Here is a 14,812-nt window from a genome sequence, read left to right as displayed (position 1 = left end):
GCAGGAGTGGGACAATGGAGGCATGCCGGATCACGTCGAGGACCACATCGAGACCGTGCGCGTCCGCCGCGCACCGAAGATCTCGGTCTTCCTGCTCGCCGGCGCCGCGCTCGGCGTCGTGGTCGCGATGATCCTCACGTTCGCGTTCGACGGCTCCGCCGAGAAGAGCCCGAACACCGGGCTCGTCTACTCGCAGGGCCAGGTCTTCGGGTTCCTGCTCCTCGTCTGCATCCCCGTCGGGCTCGCGCTCGCCGGCTTCGTCGCCCTGTGGTTCGACCGTCGTTCGAGCAAGCGCACGCGCGAGGTCACGGTCGATCACGAGTCGGTGCAGGTCGACGAGGACCGCCCCGCCTCCTGACGGCCGCGCGCCTCAACCCGCACCGCCCCGCCTCGTGACGCCGGTGCGCCTCAGCTCGCGCCCACCTCAGGCCAGCTCGGCGATGATCGGGTGGATCGCCGCGTCGAACGCCGCGACGTCGCCGCGCAGGCCGTCGGTGACGGCGATCGTGAGCGAGCCGATCCACCACACGCCGCGCTGAGTCAGCGGCAGCACCTGCACGTTGAGCTCGAACGAGTGGGCGCGCCGGCCGACCTGACGCTCGTGCTCGGCGATCGCGCTCGCATACGCCCGGTACGCCGTTCCGGTGCCGGGGCTGGCGTCGCGTCGATAGCGGGCATGAGCGGACTGCGTGAACGCCAGGGCCTCCGCCGCATGCGGCGTGACGGCGGCGCGCAGCTCGTCGCAGCCCTCCGACGGCAGGGCGAGGAGCGTGTCGAACCCATCGACCAGGTCGAGCGGAACGGGAGACGGGTGCGCCTGCGGCTCGACCGTCATCGCCCAGTACTCGCGCCACTGACGTTCGAGCAGGGCCTGGGCCTCTTCGGACCGCTCGTTGACGCGGGGAGGGATGCCGCGCAGCTGCGGCAGCTCGTCCGGGGAGCGGATGCCCAGCACCTGTCGCAGATAGAGCGCGAGAAGGACGGGCTGACCGGCGTCTTCGCGGATCAGCCACTCCGGAGCACCGGTGCCGCCCATGCCGCCATTCTAGAACCGGCCACTGCCATCGAGCCCGCTGATCCACAGGTATGCAACCCCGTCGAGTGTCCACGGATGCCGCCTGCTCGACCCGGGCTACGGCGTTTCCGTGGACACTCGACGGAGGGGCAGCGGCCGCCGTCACGCGGCATCCGCCCTCGCCGTCGCGCCGGTAGGCTGGAGGCGTGGCCTCCTCTTCGCCCGATGCCCCCTCTTCCACGCCCGTGAACCCCTACGCGGCGGCCGGAGTCGACACCGCCGCCGGCGACCTCGCCGTCGAGCTGATGAAGTCGGCCGTCCGCCGTACGCACGGACCCGAGGTGCTCGGCGGGGTCGGCGGCTTCGCCGGACTCTTCGACGCTTCGGCCTTCAAGACGTACGACAAGCCGCTGCTCGCGACGAGCACCGACGGCGTCGGGACCAAGGTCGCGATCGCGCAGGCGATCGACAAGCACGACACGATCGGGCTCGACCTGGTCGGCATGGTCGTCGACGACATCGTCGTGGTGGGCGCGAAGCCGCTCTTCATGACCGACTACATCGCGTGCGGCAAGGTCTTCCCCGAGCGCATCGCCGACATCGTCCGCGGCATCGCCGCCGGCTGCCACGAGACCGGGACCGCCCTCGTCGGCGGAGAGACCGCCGAGCACCCCGGCCTGCTCGGCATCAACGACTACGACGTCGCGGGCGCCGCGACCGGCGTCGTCGAGGCGGGTGGCGTGCTCGGGGCCGAACGCGTGCGCGACGGCGACGTCGTGCTCGCGCTCGCCAGCTCGGGCCTGCACTCCAACGGCTACTCGCTCGTGCGTCACATCGTCGCGGGCGCCGGCATCCAGTACGGCGACCGCGCCGCCGACCTCGGCTCGCATGTCACCTGGGGCGAGGCGCTGCTGGAGCCCACGCGCCTCTACACCCAGCCCCTCCTGCGCCTCATCGCCCAGACCGGCGACGCCGTCCACGCGCTCAGCCACGTGACCGGCGGCGGCATCGCGGCGAATCTGGCGCGTGTGCTCCCGCAGGGCACGTGGGTCGAGGTCGACCGGTCGACCTGGTCGCCGCCGCCCGTCTTCCGTGTGCTGGCCGACCTCGGCGATCTCGATCTGGAGTCCACCGAGGGCACCTGGAACCTCGGCATCGGGTTCCTGGCCGTCGTGTCGGCCGAGAAGGCGGAGGCAGCGGCATCCGCTCTCACCGCCGAAGGCATCGCGACCTGGCAGGTAGGCGTCGTGCGCGACGGCAGCCGGCCGGGCGGCGAGTTCGAGCAGGGCGCCAAGGGCGTCGACGGCGGCGCGGTGCGCCTCGTCGGCGCATTCGGCGAGAACAACGGAGCGAAGTAACACCCCATGTGCGGAATCGTCGGGATGGTGGGCCGCGGCTCGGTCAACCAGGAGATCTACGACTCACTCCTCCTGCTGCAGCATCGAGGTCAGGACTCCACGGGCATCGCCACCGCGGAGACCAACGGCGTCTTCCACGTGCACAAGGAGAAGGGCCAGGTGCGCGAGGCGTTCCGCACGCGCGACATGCGCGCGCTCCTCGGCAACCTCGGCCTCGGTCACGTGCGCTACGCGACCAAGGGCACGGCGTCGAGCGAGGAGGAGGCCCAGCCGTTCTACGTGAACGCGCCGTACGGCATCGTCCTCGTGCACAACGGCAATCTCACCAACACCCGCGAGCTCACCGACGAGCTCTTCCACAAGGATCGCCGGCACCTCAACACGTCGTCCGACACCGAGCTGCTCGTGAATGTGCTCGCCAACGAGCTGCAGAGCTCGATCTCGGGCGTCGAGCTCGAGCCCGAGCAGATCTTCCAGGCAGTGACCCGCGTGCACGAGCGCGTGGAGGGGTCGTATGCCGCCATCGCGCTCATCGCCGGCCACGGCCTGCTCGCGTTCCGCGACCCGTACGGCATCCGTCCCCTCATCCTCGGCACGCGCAAGAACGACGACGGCAGCTATGAATGGGTCGTCACGAGCGAGTCGCTCGTGCTGGAGAACGGCGAGTTCGAGGTCGTGCGCGACGTCGACCCCGGCGAGGCGGTGTTCGTCGACCTCGACGGCCACCTGCACACCCACCAGTGCGCGGTCGACCCGAGGCTGGTCCCGTGCTCGTTCGAGTACGTGTACCTCGCACGGCCCGACTCGGTCATGAACGGCATCTCGGTCTACGAGGCCCGGCTGCGCATGGGTGATCGCCTGGCCGACACGATCGCCAAGTACACGCCCCCGGGGGCGATCGACGTCGTCATGCCGATCCCCGACTCTTCGCGCCCCGCAGCGATGCAGGTCGCGCGCAAGCTGGGCATCGAGTACCGCGAGGGCTTCTACAAGAACCGCTACGTCGGCCGGACGTTCATCATGCCGGGACAGGCGGCCCGCAAGAAGAGCGTGCGCCAGAAGCTCAACGCGATGTCGAGCGAGTTCAAGGGCAAGAACGTGCTGCTGATCGATGACTCGATCGTGCGGGGAACGACATCGAAGCAGATCATCCAGATGGCGCGGGATGCCGGAGCCAAGAGCGTCACGTTCGCGTCCGCGGCCCCGCCCGTGCGCTACCCGCACGTCTACGGCATCAACATGCCGTCGCGCCACGAGCTGGTCGCGCACGGCCGTACGATCCCCGAGATCGCCGAGGAGCTCGGCGCCGACTACATGGTCTACCAGGAGGTCGAGGACCTGAAGGCGGCGATCCTCGAGGGGTCCGACGTCGACGACCTCGACATGAGCTGCTTCGACGGGCGCTACGTCACCGGAACGGTGACCGAGGAGTACCTGGCGTGGGTCGAAGGCTCCCAGGAGTCCTGACACACGCGCGGCCGGGGCATCCGGCGGCACGTAGGCTTGACCGGTGAGTTCCCCCGCCCGTCCGCTCTGGTACGGGCGCGCACTCGCCCTCGTCGGCATCGTGCTCTTCGCGTTCTCGCTGCGTTCGGCCGTCGCCTCGCTCTCACCGCTGTTCGACCACATCTCCGCCGAGTTCGACGTACCGGCCGCGGTGATCGGGCTCATCGGGACCGCGCCCCCCGTCTGCTACGCGGTGTTCGGCCTGCTGACACCCGCGCTCGAGCGCAGGTTCGGCCTCGAGCGCCTCGCGGTGGCTGCGATGGTGGTGGTCGCACTCGGGCTGATCGCACGCGCCCTCGCGCCGAACTCCGGCCTGCTGCTGGCGGGGACCGCGCTCATCTTCGCGGCGGTCGGCAGCGGCAACATCCTCTTGCCGCCGCTCGTCAAGCGCTACTTCCCCGATCGCATCGGCCTCATGACGACGGTGTTCTCCACCACCATGGCGGTGTCGACCTTCGTCCCCCCGCTCTTCGCCGTTCCGGTGGCGGATGCTGCGGGCTGGCGCGTCTCGCTGGGGCTCTGGGCCGTCCTCGCCGTCGTCGCGTTGGTCCCCTGGGTCGGCCTCGCGCTGCGACAGCATGCCGCTGCGAGCGATGACGACATCGATCAGCCACCGCCGGGCGTCCTGGGACGCATGTGGCGCGTCCCGCTCGCCTGGGCGCTGACGGTCGGCTTCGCCGTATCGAGCACCCTGGCATACACCTCGTTCGTCTGGCTGCCCACGATCCTCGTGGATGTCGCCGGCGTCACTCCCGCGATCGCGGGAGTGCTCCTCGCGCTCTTCGCGTTCATGGGCTTGCCGGCGTCGCTCGTCGTGCCGTTGCTGGTGACGCGCTGGAACGTGACCCGCGCGCTGTTCGGCGTCGCGGTGAGCACCGGACTCGCCGGCATCGCGGGCCTGCTCTTCGCTCCGTCGACGGCGCCGTGGCTGTGGGTCGGGCTGCTCGGGCTCGCGCCCCTGCTGTTCCCGATGATCCTGGTGCTGCTCGGGCTGCGGACGCGCACCCATGAGGGAGCCGTCGCCCTCAGCGGGTTCGTGCAGAGCGTCGGGTACGCGATCGCGGCACTGTTCCCGTTCGGGATCGGCCTGATCCACGATGTCACCGGCTCGTGGACGGTGCCGCTCCTCATCCTCGCCGCGGTGGTCGCGGCCGCGATCCCCGCGGGAGTCGTCGCGGCGCGCAGGCACACCGTCGAAGATGACTGGGAGCGCCGTCACGGCGCGTGGTGAGGCATCCGCTCAGGGGCGCCGGAGGAGTGCGTAGGGGCTACGCCTTCTCGTCTTCGTACTCGTCGGAGTACTGGTCTGCCCACTTGTCGACGTACTGGTCGTCGGACGGGTGTCCGAGCTCGCGCTCGAGCGCCCCGTAGTTGACGCTGTGCACGTCGTACTTGAGTTCGCGGGCGATCTTGGTGTGCTTCGCCTTCTGACGGCCACGCCCCATGCGAGACCCCCTCATTTGTGAGTCGCGGGCAATCTGTCGGCCCGCCGCAACGACGCCGGCTCGAGGCCGGTAAGAGTAGCATTCAGGATAACACGGAGCCTCCGCACCCCGGCCGGCTCCGGCGCTGTTGTGGCATCGGCACGCGAGGAAGCGAGGACGCATGACGGACGAGGCATCGGACCGGGCGGAAACCACCCCGTCGAACGAGGCGGTGATGGGCGCGGTCATCGTGGGGGTCGTCCCCGACCAGTCCACCCGCGTGCTGGGCGAGGGAGCGCGCTACGCGAAGCTGCTCGGCGCCCCGCTCCTCGTCGTGCATGTCGACGTCACGCGGTTCGTCACGTACGAAGACCCCGACGGGTATGTCCACTCCGCGCCGATCGACCTCAACATCGCCGCGGGCGAGGGCGAGCTCGCCAAGGTCACAGAGACGGTGACCGCATTCCTCTCCGGACATGACATCGACTGGACCATCCAGCAGCTCGTCGGCGACCCCGCCATGGCGATCAAGCACCTGGCCGAGAAGATCGACGCGAAGCTCATCGTCGTCGGGACGCGCAAGCGCGGGCTCGGCGAGTCGATCCGCGAGTTCTTCACCGGCTCGGTGGCCGCCCGGCTCGCGCACCGGCAGCACCGCAGCATCCTGGTCGTGCCGCTCGGCGAGCCGGTGGCCGACGACGAGGACATCTGGCCGGGGCAGTGAGCCCCTCCGACCGCGGCCCCGCTGCGCTCGACGAACGAGCGCAGCGAGACGGTTCCGGCGTCAGCCCTTGAGCGTGCGGGTGACGTCGCGCGCGATGCGGTCGAGGTCGTCCGCGAGTTCGTCCACGAACGTCGCGGCCAGGACACCGCCGCGGGCCACGTGCGACCGGAGGTCGCTGCGCAGCCGTGCACGGAACTCGCTGATCGCGGCATCCGCTCGATGCAGCTGTTCCCGCGTGAGCACGCGCGGGTCGTCGCTCTCGGCCGGCTGCGGCGCGCTCTGACGCTCGTCCGCGCTCGCGGCGGCGAGGTCGGCTCGCAGGCTCTTCATCGCCTCGCGCACACTGCCGCGCACCTCGTCGGCGATCAGGCGCACCGAGTCGGCGAGGCCGGCCTCGATGCCCTCGAGGTCGCCGGCGCGGGACTGCACCTCGGCGTGCCCGGCCTCGGTGATCGAGTACACGGTCTTGCGGCCGTCGATCGACTTGGTGACGAGTCCCTCCTCCTCGAGCTTGGCGAGGCGAGGATAGATCGTGCCCGCGCTGGGCGTGTACGTGCCGCCGGTGCGGTCGGACAGCGCCTGCATGATGTCGTAGCCGTGCCGGGGACCCTCGTCGAGGAGGTTCAGCAGGTACAGGCGCAGGTCGCCGTGGGAGAAGACGGGGCTCATCACCACTCCTCCTCAGTCGACTCGTCCGCGGACTCGACCGCGGGGCCCGTCGGCGCGGCCGGCGCAGCCGGCGCGGAGGACCGGCGGAGAACCGTGACGTCTCCCGAGACGGAGTTGGCTCGCACATCGGCGAAGTTGCCGCTGAGCTCGCCGACGGATCCCGAGAAGTTCGTCGTGGGACCTGTGCCCTTGCCCGAGCGGACGACGCCGTCGATCTGCACGCGACCGCTGACGCTGCGCACCACGAAGTTGGCCGGGTACCCCTCATCGAGGCGGACGGTCGACGCGCCGCTGACCGTGTTGAGGTTCACGGCGTGGAGCTCGCCCGTCGAGTCGATCAGCATCGACCCCGAGACGGTGTCGACCGTCGCCTTGCGCAGCGAGCCGGTGGCCGCCACGTCGCCCGAGACGCTGTTGGCGTTGAGCGAGCCGACCAGCTCGCGCACCTGCACGTCGCCGGAGACGGCGTTGACGGTGAGGTCGCCGGTGAGCCCGTCGACGATGATGTCGCCGGAGACGGTGTTGAGGCGCGCATCGGTGTGCAGTCCCGACACGAGGGCGCTCGCGCTCACCACACCGAGCGTCAGCGCCACCGAGCGGGGGACCGCGACGCTGATCTCGGCCTTGGGGCCGCCGTCGCCGAAGTTGCGGAAGACCTCGAGGAAGTTGTCCCACCGCAGCTGCGGGTGGTCGATCTCGACCTGGTCTCCGACGACCTCGATGCGGAGGTCCTTGATGGTGACGCCGTGCACCTCGATGCGGGCGCCCGGCTCGTCGTGGGCGATGACGTCGATCTGGCCTCCGACCAGGCCGACCTTGAGGCGGCTGACCGTCTCGAGGTCGATGACGCGGGTCTCGCCCGGGTGGATGATCCACTTTTCCAGGGTCATGGTGTTCTCCAGGGGTATCAGGGATGGTCGCGATATATCGCGTGTGGCGAGACTAACACGATATATCGCGAGATTGTCAAGAGACGTTCTCGACCCGCGCTTGACCTTGACGCAACGTCAACCTTTAGCGTGGTGGACATGAACGAGGACGAGTGGTCGATCCAGCAGATCGCGAAGCTCGCCGGCACGACGAGTCGCACCCTGCGGCACTACGGCGACATCGGGCTGCTTCCCGCGTCCCGCGTCGGAGCCAACGGCTACCGGTACTACGACCAGGCCGCGCTCGTGCGCCTGCAGCGCATCCTGCTGCTGCGCGACCTCGGCCTCGGACTTCCGCAGATCGCGGATGTCCTCGGGCGCGACTCGTCCGAGGCGCATGCCCTCGAGAGCCACCTGGCGTGGCTCAGGCAGGAACAGGATCGGCTGACGCGACAGGTCGCAGCGGTCGAGACGACCATCACCGCATTGAAAGGAGGTGAACGACTGATGGCAGAGAACATGTTCGACGGCTTCGACCACACCCGGTACAAGGATGAGGTCGAGGAGCGCTGGGGTGAGAAGGCCTACGCCGACAGCGACCGCTGGTGGCGCGGCATGGGCGCCGACGACAAGAAGGCGTGGCAGCAGCGCGTGTCAGACCTCGGTCGCGACTGGATCGCGGCCGCCGAGAGCGGCATCACGCCCGACAGTGACGAGGCGCAGGCCGTTGCACGTCGGCACGTGGAGTGGCTGACCGGCATCCCCGGCACGCCCGCCGCGGTGCCCGGCGGCGACGTCAAGGCCTATGTGATCGGGCTGGGCGAGATGTACGTGGCCGATCCGCGATTCGGCGCGAACTATGCGACGAGCGCGGGTGGCACCGCCGGCGCGGAGTTCGTGCGGGACGCCCTGCGCGTCTACGCCGACGCGAACCTCTAGAGCAGAAACACGGATGCCGCAGCCCGATGGGCTGCGGCATCCGTGGTTTCCGGAGAGATGGATCCGGAGTGTCAGACGCGTCGGCTCCCGCTGATTACTCGGAACAGGAACGCGATGAGGGCGATCACACCGACGATCAGGGCGACCCACAGCAGCCAGCTCAGGGCGCTGTTCAGGCCTCCGACGATCGCCAGCACGACAGCGACGACGATGATGATGATCAGGGCGAGGTTCATGGAGGTTCTCCTTCTCCTTCGTCGGTGCGCGGGGTCTGCGCATCGGATGCCTTTCGGGCAGTGACACCACAGTGGCACCCGGGATTCCGCGCCGACAAGGGCTTGACGACCCCTTGTCCACGGTGATAGCCGGGCGTGCGGGGTGACGCCGTGTGAGCCGTAGGGCGGCGGGGGCGCGCTGTCAAGCCCACCGCACTGCGCCCTCTCAGGTTCTACCGTGGCGTCACCACCCACACCATCGAGGAGGAGCCATGCCTCGCGGACGCGGTTCTGCCAGCCTCAAGGATCCGGAGCTCTACGAGGAGCTCCGCGATGACGGGGCCTCCAAGGAGAAAGCCGCGCGCATCTCGAACGCCGCCGCGCGCGCCGGGCGCAAGAAGGTCGGCGAACGCGGCGGGGAGTCGGGTTCGTACGACGACTGGACGGTCGACGAGCTGCGCAAACGGGCCAAGGAACTCGGGATCACGGGATACTCGGGAAAGAAGAAGGCCCAGCTCATCGACATGCTGCGCAACCACTGACACGCGCTCGGGGGCGCAGCCGCCGCGAACAGAAGGAAAAGTGACGGATGCCGAAGCTGATGCGCGTGCGCCCCTTCCAGGACCCCGGATACACCCGGCGGCGCGCGGGTTCGGGCTTTCGCTACGTCGATGCCAAGGGGGCGGCCTGTCCTGATGGGCACCTCGAGCGCATCCGCGCGCTGGTCATCCCGCCGGCGTGGGAGGACGTCTGGATCTGCGTCCGCCCTGACGGTCACATCCAGGCCGTCGGCACCGATGACGCCGGCCGACGTCAATACATCTACCACCCGGAGTGGACGGCCGGTCGCGACAAGCGGAAGTACGCCCGCGCCCTGCAGCTCGCTCAGACCCTGCCCCGCGCTCGCGCGCGGGTGACGACATCGCTGCGTCGCAGCGCGCTCGACCGCGAACGCGTCCTGGCGGTGGCGTTCCGCCTGCTCGACCAGGCCGCCCCGCGCATCGGCTCCGAGCGGTATCTCAACGCGCACGGCAGCCGCGGGCTGACCACCTTGCAGCGGCGGGATGCCTCGGTCGAGGCATCCGTCGTCACTCTCTCGTTCCCCGGCAAGAGCGGCAAGCGACAGTACCTCGAGGTCGACGACGGCGACCTCGCCGCAGCCGTCGAGATCCTTGCCGCAGGCCGACCCCGGTCGGCGCTTCTCTCGTGGGAGCGCGGACGGCGGCGCGTGGCGCTCACGCCGAGCGAGGTGAACGACTACGTGCGCTCCCTGACCGGCGGGCGGTTCACGGCCAAGGACTTCCGTACGCTGCGCGGCACGATCATGGCCGCCGAGGCTCTGGCCCGCATCGGCACCGTCGACACCGCGACCGACCGCAAGCGCGCCGAGAACCTCGCGGTGCGCGCCACGGCCGAGGCCCTCGGCAACACGCCCTCCGTCGCGCGAGGCTCGTACATCGACCCCCGCGTCTTCGTCCGGTACCGCGACGGCCAGCTGCTCGACCTGTCGGTCTCGCCGGAGTCGGCGATCCTGGCGCTCATCCGGGGTCGGCGCTGAGCCGCGTGCCGCGGCTCCGTCCGAGCGGCTGATGGCCGCTAGCGTGTGGGGATGACCTCGCGCCGGCAGCCCGTCGACCTGCGCACGCTCGGCTACGTGGTGGTCGGCGGTGCGCTGGGGGTGTTCGCGCGGGCGGTCCTGCTCGCCCCGGTCGACGACGCCGTGGTCCTCCCGTGGCTGACGCTCGCGGTCAACGCGATCGGGTCATTGCTGCTCGGCGTGGTCGTCGGCGTGCTCGCCGACCGGCATCCGCACGCCCGGGCCTTCTTGGGCACCGGCGTGCTCGGCGGATTCACCACCTACAGCGCGCTCGCCGTGCAGACGGCCGGATGGCTGGCCACGCCGTGGCCGGCGCTCGCGCTGGCTGCGGCATCCGTCCTCCTCGGCGCGCTCGCCGCGCTCGCCGGACTCCTCGCGGGCCGCGGGCTGGCCGGACGCCCGGTCGCCGTCCCCGAGCCGGGGGAGGCCGAGTGAGCCGCTGGCTGGAGCTGCTGGTCGTCGCCGTCGCCGGAGGGGCGGGGGCGGGCCTGCGCTACGTGCTCGACCGCATCATCGGCACGCGCGGGCGAGGCGAGTTCCCGCTCGGGATCCTCGTGGTCAACATCACGGGCTCGCTCGCCCTCGGGCTGCTGACCGGGCTCGGTACGGTCGTCGTTCCGCAGCTGGCCATGGTGCTCGGCACCGGACTGCTGGGCGGGTACACGACCTTCAGCGCCGTCTCCGTCGACTCCGTGCTGCTGGCCGAACGAGGGCGGTGGCGGGATGCCGCGGCCGACCTGTTCGGCACGCTCGTCCTGTGCGTCGCGGCGGCCGCCGCGGGCGTCGGCGCGGGGCTGTGGATCGCCGCCGCCGCGGGCGGAGGGTGAGGGCGGAATCTCAGGCCGCGAGCCCGGACGCGGATGAGATACTTGACTCGATACATTCCCTATCCGTCACGCTCCGGCGCGCATCGCCGCGTCCCCATTCCCGCGAAGGCATCCGTGTCGAACCTCGCCGTCCTCAGTCTCAAGAACCGTGCCCTGATCGCACTGATCACGATCGTCGCCGCGATCTTCGGCAGCCTCGCGCTCGTGAACCTCAAGCAGGAGCTCATCCCCTCGATCGAGTTCCCGGGGCTGATCGTCGTCTCGTCCTACCCAGGCGCCTCGCCCGAGGTCGTCGCGACGGATGTCTCGAGCCCGATCGAGACCGCCATCCAGGGCGTCCCGGGCCTCGAGGCCAGCACGGCGACGAGCACGACGAACGCGTCGGTGATCCAGGCGTCGTTCTCGTATGGCACGAATCTCGCGACCGCCGAGCAGAAGATGACGCAGGCGATCAACCGCATCAAGGCCCAGCTGCCCGAGGGCGTCGAGCCCAATGTGCTCAGCGCGAGCATCGATGACTTCCCGGTGATCTCGCTCGCGGTGAGCGGCTTCGACGATGCCGAGTCGATCCAGGCCCAGCTCGAGGCGTCGATCGTGCCCGAGCTCGAAGACGTCGCCGGGGTCAACGCCGCCCAGGTCGTCGGCGGCGTGGGGGAGCGCGTCACCATCACGCCCGACGCGGCCGCGCTCGCCCGGTCCGGCTTCAGCCAGCAGGCGATCCGCGACGCCCTCGAGCAGAACGGCGTGCTCTTCCCGGGCGGCGAGATCACCGAGGACGGCGAGACGCTCACCGTGCAGACCGGGTCGAAGATCACCACGGTCGACGAGATCGCGGCGCTGCCGCTCGTGCCGGCGAATGCGGAGCAGATCGCCGCAGGCGTCAGGACCATCGGCGGGGTCGCCGCCGTCGTGCAGGAGCAGGAGCCGATCACGAGCATCTCGCGCGTGGACGGCGAGCCGGCGCTGACGATCGCCGTCACCAAGCTGCCCGCCGCCAACACCGTCGACGTCTCGCGCGGCGTGCTCGCCGTGCTGCCCGAGCTCGAGGAGACCCTCGGCGGAGCCGAGTTCACCGTCGTCTTCGATCAGGCCCCCTACATCCAGGAGTCCATCGACACGCTCGCGAAGGAGGGCCTGCTCGGCCTCGTCTTCGCCGTGCTGGTGATCTTCGTCTTCCTGCTCTCGGTGCGCTCGACGCTGGTCGCGGCGATCTCGATCCCGACGAGCGTGCTCATCACCTTCATCGGCATCCAGGCGTTCGGGTACTCGCTGAACATCCTGACGCTCGGCGCCCTCACGATCGCGATCGGACGCGTCGTCGACGACTCGATCGTCGTCATCGAGAACATCAAGCGACACTACGTCGGCGATGCCGACAAGGGCGACGCGATCCGCCGTGCGGTGCGCGAGGTCGCGGCGGCCATCACCGCGTCGACCATCACGACGGTCGCCGTGTTCCTCCCGATCGCCTTCGTCGGCGACGTCACCGGCGAGCTGTTCCGGCCGTTCGCCCTGACCGTGACGATCGCGATGACGGCCTCGCTGCTGGTCGCCCTCACGATCGTGCCCGTGCTGGCGTACTGGTTCCTCAAGCCCGGCAAGCCGATCCTCGACGAGCAGGGCGCCGCGATCGATCCCGAGGACCCCGCCGCGCCGCCCAGCCGACTGCAGAAGTCCTACCTGCCGATCCTGCGCTGGACGCTCAAGCACTCGTGGGTCACTCTGCTCCTCGCCGTGCTCGTGCTCGTGGGCACGGCAGCGGCCGCGCCGTTCATGAAGACGAACTTCCTCGGCGATTCCGGCCAGAACACGTTCACGATGACGCAGGACATCGGCCCCGCTCCGAGCCTCGAAGCCGAGAGCGCCGCCGCCGCCGACGTCGAAGAGGTGCTCCTCGGCATCGACGGCATCGAGACCGTGCAGGTGTCGATCGGCTCGAGCGGCTCGGCGCTGCGCGACGCGTTCGCGGGCGGCGGCACCGGCATCACGTACTCGATCACGACCGACCCGGCCGTCGACCAGGTCGCCCTGCGCCAGGAGGTGCAGGAGGCCGTCGCCGACCTCGAGGACGCCGGCCAGATCACCGTCTCGACCGCGCAGGGCGGCTTCGGCTCGAATGACATCGAGATCGATGTCACGGCGCCGGACTCCGACACGCTCACCGAGGCGGCGGACGCCGTCGTCGCAGCGGTCGAGGGCGAGGACGGCATCGGGCAGGTCTCGAGCAACCTCGCCGCGTCGCTGCCGTACATCGCCGTGACGGTCGATCGCGACGCCGCCGCGGAGCTCGGCCTGTCGGAGGTCGCTGTCGGCGCGCTCGTGTCGAACACGATGCAGCCGCAGCGGATCGGCACCGTCGAGATCGACGACACGGCACTCACGGTCTATCTCGCGGCCTCGGCCACTCCCGCGTCGCTCGACGAGCTGCGGCAGCTCGCGGTGCCCAGCGCGCGTGGCCCGATCCCACTCGAGCAGGTCGCCACCGTCGAGGAGAGCGTCGGCCCCACGTCGATCACGACCCAGCGCGGCCAGCGCACCGCGACCGTCACCGTGACGCCGTCCACGGACGACCTCGCGACGGCGTCGGCTACCGTCACGCTCGCGCTCGAGGACGCCGACCTGCCCGCGTCGGCTGACGCGTCGCTCGGCGGCGTGGTGACGCAGCAGCAGGACGCCTTCTCGCAGCTCGGCCTCGCGCTGCTCGCCGCAATCCTGATCGTCTACATCGTGATGGTCGCGACGTTCAAGTCGCTCCGCCAGCCGCTGCTGCTGCTGATCTCGGTGCCGTTCGCCGCCACCGGCGCGATCCTGCTCCAGATCATCACGGGCGTGCCGCTCGGCGTCGCCTCGCTCATCGGCGTGCTGATGCTCATCGGCATCGTCGTGACGAATGCCATCGTGCTCGTCGACCTCGTGAACCAGTACCGCGAGAAGGGCCTCTCGGCCCACGACGCGACCGTCGCCGGCGGATCGCGCCGTCTGCGGCCGATCCTCATGACGGCCCTCGCGACGATCTTCGCGCTGACCCCCATGGCCATGGGCATCACGGGTCAGGGCGGGTTCATCTCGCAGCCGCTCGCGATCGTCGTGATCGGCGGACTGGTGTCGTCGACCGTGCTCACGCTGCTCGTGCTGCCCACGCTCTACAACCTCGTCGAAGGCGCCAGGGAGCGCCGCCTCGCGCGCCGCCGCGGTGATGGGGACGCCGTCGCGTCGACCGGGTCGTCGACGGGCGGAGCGGATGCTGCGAGCCCCGCGCTCGTCGGAGCAGCCGCAAGTGCTGCGGTGATGACCCGCCGCGAGCGGCGTGCGCTGGCCGCCGGCGCCGCGGCCCCGGTGGTCGTGGCGGAGGAGCCCGTCGCCGGCGCGGAACCGGAGGCCGAGGAGGCGACGTCTGCGGACGCCGAGTCCGTGGTCGAGGCCGAGGCTGTGGTGGAGACGGAGCCTGCGGTCGAGACGGAACCTGTGGTTGACATGGATTCCGTGGTCGAGGCCGAGCCGGTGGTCGAGACGGAGCCCGTGGTCGAGACCGACCCCGTGGTCGAAGCGGAGCCCAGGGTGGAGACCGAGCCTGTCGAGGAGCACCCCGCCGAAGAGCACCCCGCCGACGGGCAGCCCGCCGACGGGCACTCCGAGGTAGACCCCGACCAGCACCGCGAGGAGTGACCC

The 14,812-nt window shown here is 70.2% G+C and carries 16 protein-coding genes; 11 read left to right on the top strand and 5 right to left on the bottom strand.

Annotation, left to right across the window (positions count from 1 at the left end):
- Nucleotides 1-22 precede the first annotated feature (22 nt).
- Complete coding sequence (locus tag ACFC1W_RS05330; RefSeq protein ID WP_191765134.1) at nt 23-358, top strand: potassium transporter Trk; 336 nt, start codon at nt 23-25, stop codon at nt 356-358.
- Between the two features lie 66 nt (nt 359-424).
- On the opposite strand, the gene ACFC1W_RS05325 is transcribed toward ACFC1W_RS05330, so the two are convergent.
- A complete protein-coding gene (locus ACFC1W_RS05325; RefSeq protein ID WP_375989502.1) occupies nt 425-1,036 on the bottom strand; it encodes a zinc-binding alcohol dehydrogenase in 612 nt (203 codons plus the stop codon).
- 185 nt (nt 1,037-1,221) lie between these two features.
- Here ACFC1W_RS05325 and purM point away from each other — a divergent pair, with 185 nt between their 5' ends.
- Genes purM through ACFC1W_RS05310 form a run of 3 tightly spaced genes read left to right on the top strand, consistent with a single transcriptional unit; the run spans nt 1,222 to nt 5,110 of the window.
- The gene (gene purM / locus ACFC1W_RS05320; protein WP_375989499.1) at nt 1,222-2,373 is read left to right on the top strand and encodes a phosphoribosylformylglycinamidine cyclo-ligase; all 1,152 of its coding nucleotides are present in this window, start codon (nt 1,222-1,224) and stop codon (nt 2,371-2,373) included.
- Between the two features lie 6 nt (nt 2,374-2,379).
- A complete protein-coding gene (purF, locus tag ACFC1W_RS05315; protein WP_375989496.1) occupies nt 2,380-3,840 on the top strand; it encodes an amidophosphoribosyltransferase in 1,461 nt (486 codons plus the stop codon).
- Between the two features lie 43 nt (nt 3,841-3,883).
- Nucleotides 3,884-5,110 carry a CynX/NimT family MFS transporter gene (locus tag ACFC1W_RS05310; RefSeq protein ID WP_375989493.1) on the top strand — a complete coding sequence of 409 codons (1,227 nt, stop codon included), beginning with the start codon at nt 3,884-3,886 and terminating at the stop codon, nt 5,108-5,110.
- 37 nt (nt 5,111-5,147) lie between these two features.
- Here the strand turns inward: ACFC1W_RS05310 and ACFC1W_RS05305 are convergent, their stop codons facing one another.
- Nucleotides 5,148-5,324, bottom strand: a complete 177-nt coding sequence (locus ACFC1W_RS05305) for a DUF3073 family protein (RefSeq protein WP_191765143.1) — start codon at nt 5,322-5,324, stop codon at nt 5,148-5,150.
- Between the two features lie 160 nt (nt 5,325-5,484).
- Here ACFC1W_RS05305 and ACFC1W_RS05300 point away from each other — a divergent pair, with 160 nt between their 5' ends.
- Nucleotides 5,485-6,027, top strand: coding sequence for a universal stress protein (locus tag ACFC1W_RS05300; protein ID WP_375989490.1), 543 nt, complete (start codon nt 5,485-5,487; stop codon nt 6,025-6,027).
- Nucleotides 6,028-6,087: 60 nt separating this feature from the next.
- Here ACFC1W_RS05300 and ACFC1W_RS05295 read toward each other — a convergent pair whose 3' ends face one another.
- Nucleotides 6,088-6,696, bottom strand: a complete 609-nt coding sequence (locus tag ACFC1W_RS05295) for a PadR family transcriptional regulator (RefSeq protein ID WP_375989487.1) — start codon at nt 6,694-6,696, stop codon at nt 6,088-6,090.
- Entirely contained in the window at nt 6,696-7,586 is an 891-nt protein-coding gene (locus tag ACFC1W_RS05290; RefSeq protein WP_375989485.1) for a DUF4097 family beta strand repeat-containing protein, read from the bottom strand. Before ACFC1W_RS05290 ends, ACFC1W_RS05295 begins: the two co-directional genes overlap by 1 nt.
- Nucleotides 7,587-7,724: 138 nt before the next feature.
- Between ACFC1W_RS05290 and ACFC1W_RS05285 the strand changes: the two genes are divergently transcribed.
- Complete coding sequence (locus tag ACFC1W_RS05285) at nt 7,725-8,504, top strand: MerR family transcriptional regulator (protein WP_375989482.1); 780 nt, start codon at nt 7,725-7,727, stop codon at nt 8,502-8,504.
- Between the two features lie 71 nt (nt 8,505-8,575).
- Here ACFC1W_RS05285 and ACFC1W_RS05280 read toward each other — a convergent pair whose 3' ends face one another.
- The gene (locus tag ACFC1W_RS05280) at nt 8,576-8,740 is read right to left on the bottom strand and encodes a hypothetical protein (RefSeq protein WP_375989480.1); all 165 of its coding nucleotides are present in this window, start codon (nt 8,738-8,740) and stop codon (nt 8,576-8,578) included.
- A gap of 251 nt (nt 8,741-8,991) precedes the next feature.
- Here ACFC1W_RS05280 and ACFC1W_RS05275 point away from each other — a divergent pair, with 251 nt between their 5' ends.
- The 5 genes from ACFC1W_RS05275 to ACFC1W_RS05255 all read left to right on the top strand — a co-directional run bounded on the left by ACFC1W_RS05275 (nt 8,992) and on the right by ACFC1W_RS05255 (nt 14,809).
- A complete protein-coding gene (locus tag ACFC1W_RS05275) occupies nt 8,992-9,261 on the top strand; it encodes a Rho termination factor N-terminal domain-containing protein (RefSeq protein ID WP_375989477.1) in 270 nt (89 codons plus the stop codon).
- Between the two features lie 47 nt (nt 9,262-9,308).
- Nucleotides 9,309-10,277, top strand: coding sequence for a DNA topoisomerase IB (locus ACFC1W_RS05270; RefSeq protein ID WP_375989475.1), 969 nt, complete (start codon nt 9,309-9,311; stop codon nt 10,275-10,277).
- A 51-nt stretch (nt 10,278-10,328) separates the two neighbouring features.
- Nucleotides 10,329-10,751 (top strand): fluoride efflux transporter FluC, encoded by a 423-nt coding sequence (locus tag ACFC1W_RS05265; RefSeq protein WP_375989473.1) that lies wholly within the window; start codon nt 10,329-10,331, stop codon nt 10,749-10,751.
- On the top strand, nt 10,748-11,143 hold the full coding sequence (locus tag ACFC1W_RS05260) for a fluoride efflux transporter FluC (protein WP_375989470.1): 396 nt from the start codon (nt 10,748-10,750) through the stop codon (nt 11,141-11,143). The genes ACFC1W_RS05265 and ACFC1W_RS05260 overlap by 4 nt, the downstream gene beginning before the upstream one ends.
- 114 nt (nt 11,144-11,257) lie before the next feature.
- Nucleotides 11,258-14,809: an efflux RND transporter permease subunit gene (locus tag ACFC1W_RS05255; RefSeq protein WP_375991420.1), complete on the top strand. Its 3,552-nt coding sequence runs from the start codon at nt 11,258-11,260 to the stop codon at nt 14,807-14,809.
- Nucleotides 14,810-14,812 lie beyond the last annotated feature (3 nt).

This window comes from Microbacterium sp. NPDC056003, from assembly GCF_042274785.1.
Lineage (GTDB): Bacteria > Actinomycetota > Actinomycetes > Actinomycetales > Microbacteriaceae > Microbacterium.
This window is presented reverse-complemented; position numbering and strand designations above follow the sequence as displayed.

Excerpts from the sequence above, each read along its gene's own strand:
- ACFC1W_RS05330 (WP_191765134.1), top strand. The coding sequence starts at position 23 with ATGCCGGATCACGTCGAGGACCACATCGAGACCGTGCGCGTCCGCCGC.
- ACFC1W_RS05325 (WP_375989502.1), bottom strand. The coding sequence starts at position 1,036 with ATGGGCGGCACCGGTGCTCCGGAGTGGCTGATCCGCGAAGACGCCGGT.
- purF (WP_375989496.1), top strand. The coding sequence starts at position 2,380 with ATGTGCGGAATCGTCGGGATGGTGGGCCGCGGCTCGGTCAACCAGGAG.
- ACFC1W_RS05305 (WP_191765143.1), bottom strand. The coding sequence starts at position 5,324 with ATGGGGCGTGGCCGTCAGAAGGCGAAGCACACCAAGATCGCCCGCGAA.
- ACFC1W_RS05300 (WP_375989490.1), top strand. The coding sequence starts at position 5,485 with ATGACGGACGAGGCATCGGACCGGGCGGAAACCACCCCGTCGAACGAG.
- ACFC1W_RS05295 (WP_375989487.1), bottom strand. The coding sequence starts at position 6,696 with ATGAGCCCCGTCTTCTCCCACGGCGACCTGCGCCTGTACCTGCTGAAC.
- ACFC1W_RS05290 (WP_375989485.1), bottom strand. The coding sequence starts at position 7,586 with ATGACCCTGGAAAAGTGGATCATCCACCCGGGCGAGACCCGCGTCATC.
- ACFC1W_RS05285 (WP_375989482.1), top strand. The coding sequence starts at position 7,725 with ATGAACGAGGACGAGTGGTCGATCCAGCAGATCGCGAAGCTCGCCGGC.
- ACFC1W_RS05280 (WP_375989480.1), bottom strand. The coding sequence starts at position 8,740 with ATGAACCTCGCCCTGATCATCATCATCGTCGTCGCTGTCGTGCTGGCG.
- ACFC1W_RS05275 (WP_375989477.1), top strand. The coding sequence starts at position 8,992 with ATGCCTCGCGGACGCGGTTCTGCCAGCCTCAAGGATCCGGAGCTCTAC.
- ACFC1W_RS05270 (WP_375989475.1), top strand. The coding sequence starts at position 9,309 with ATGCCGAAGCTGATGCGCGTGCGCCCCTTCCAGGACCCCGGATACACC.
- ACFC1W_RS05265 (WP_375989473.1), top strand. The coding sequence starts at position 10,329 with ATGACCTCGCGCCGGCAGCCCGTCGACCTGCGCACGCTCGGCTACGTG.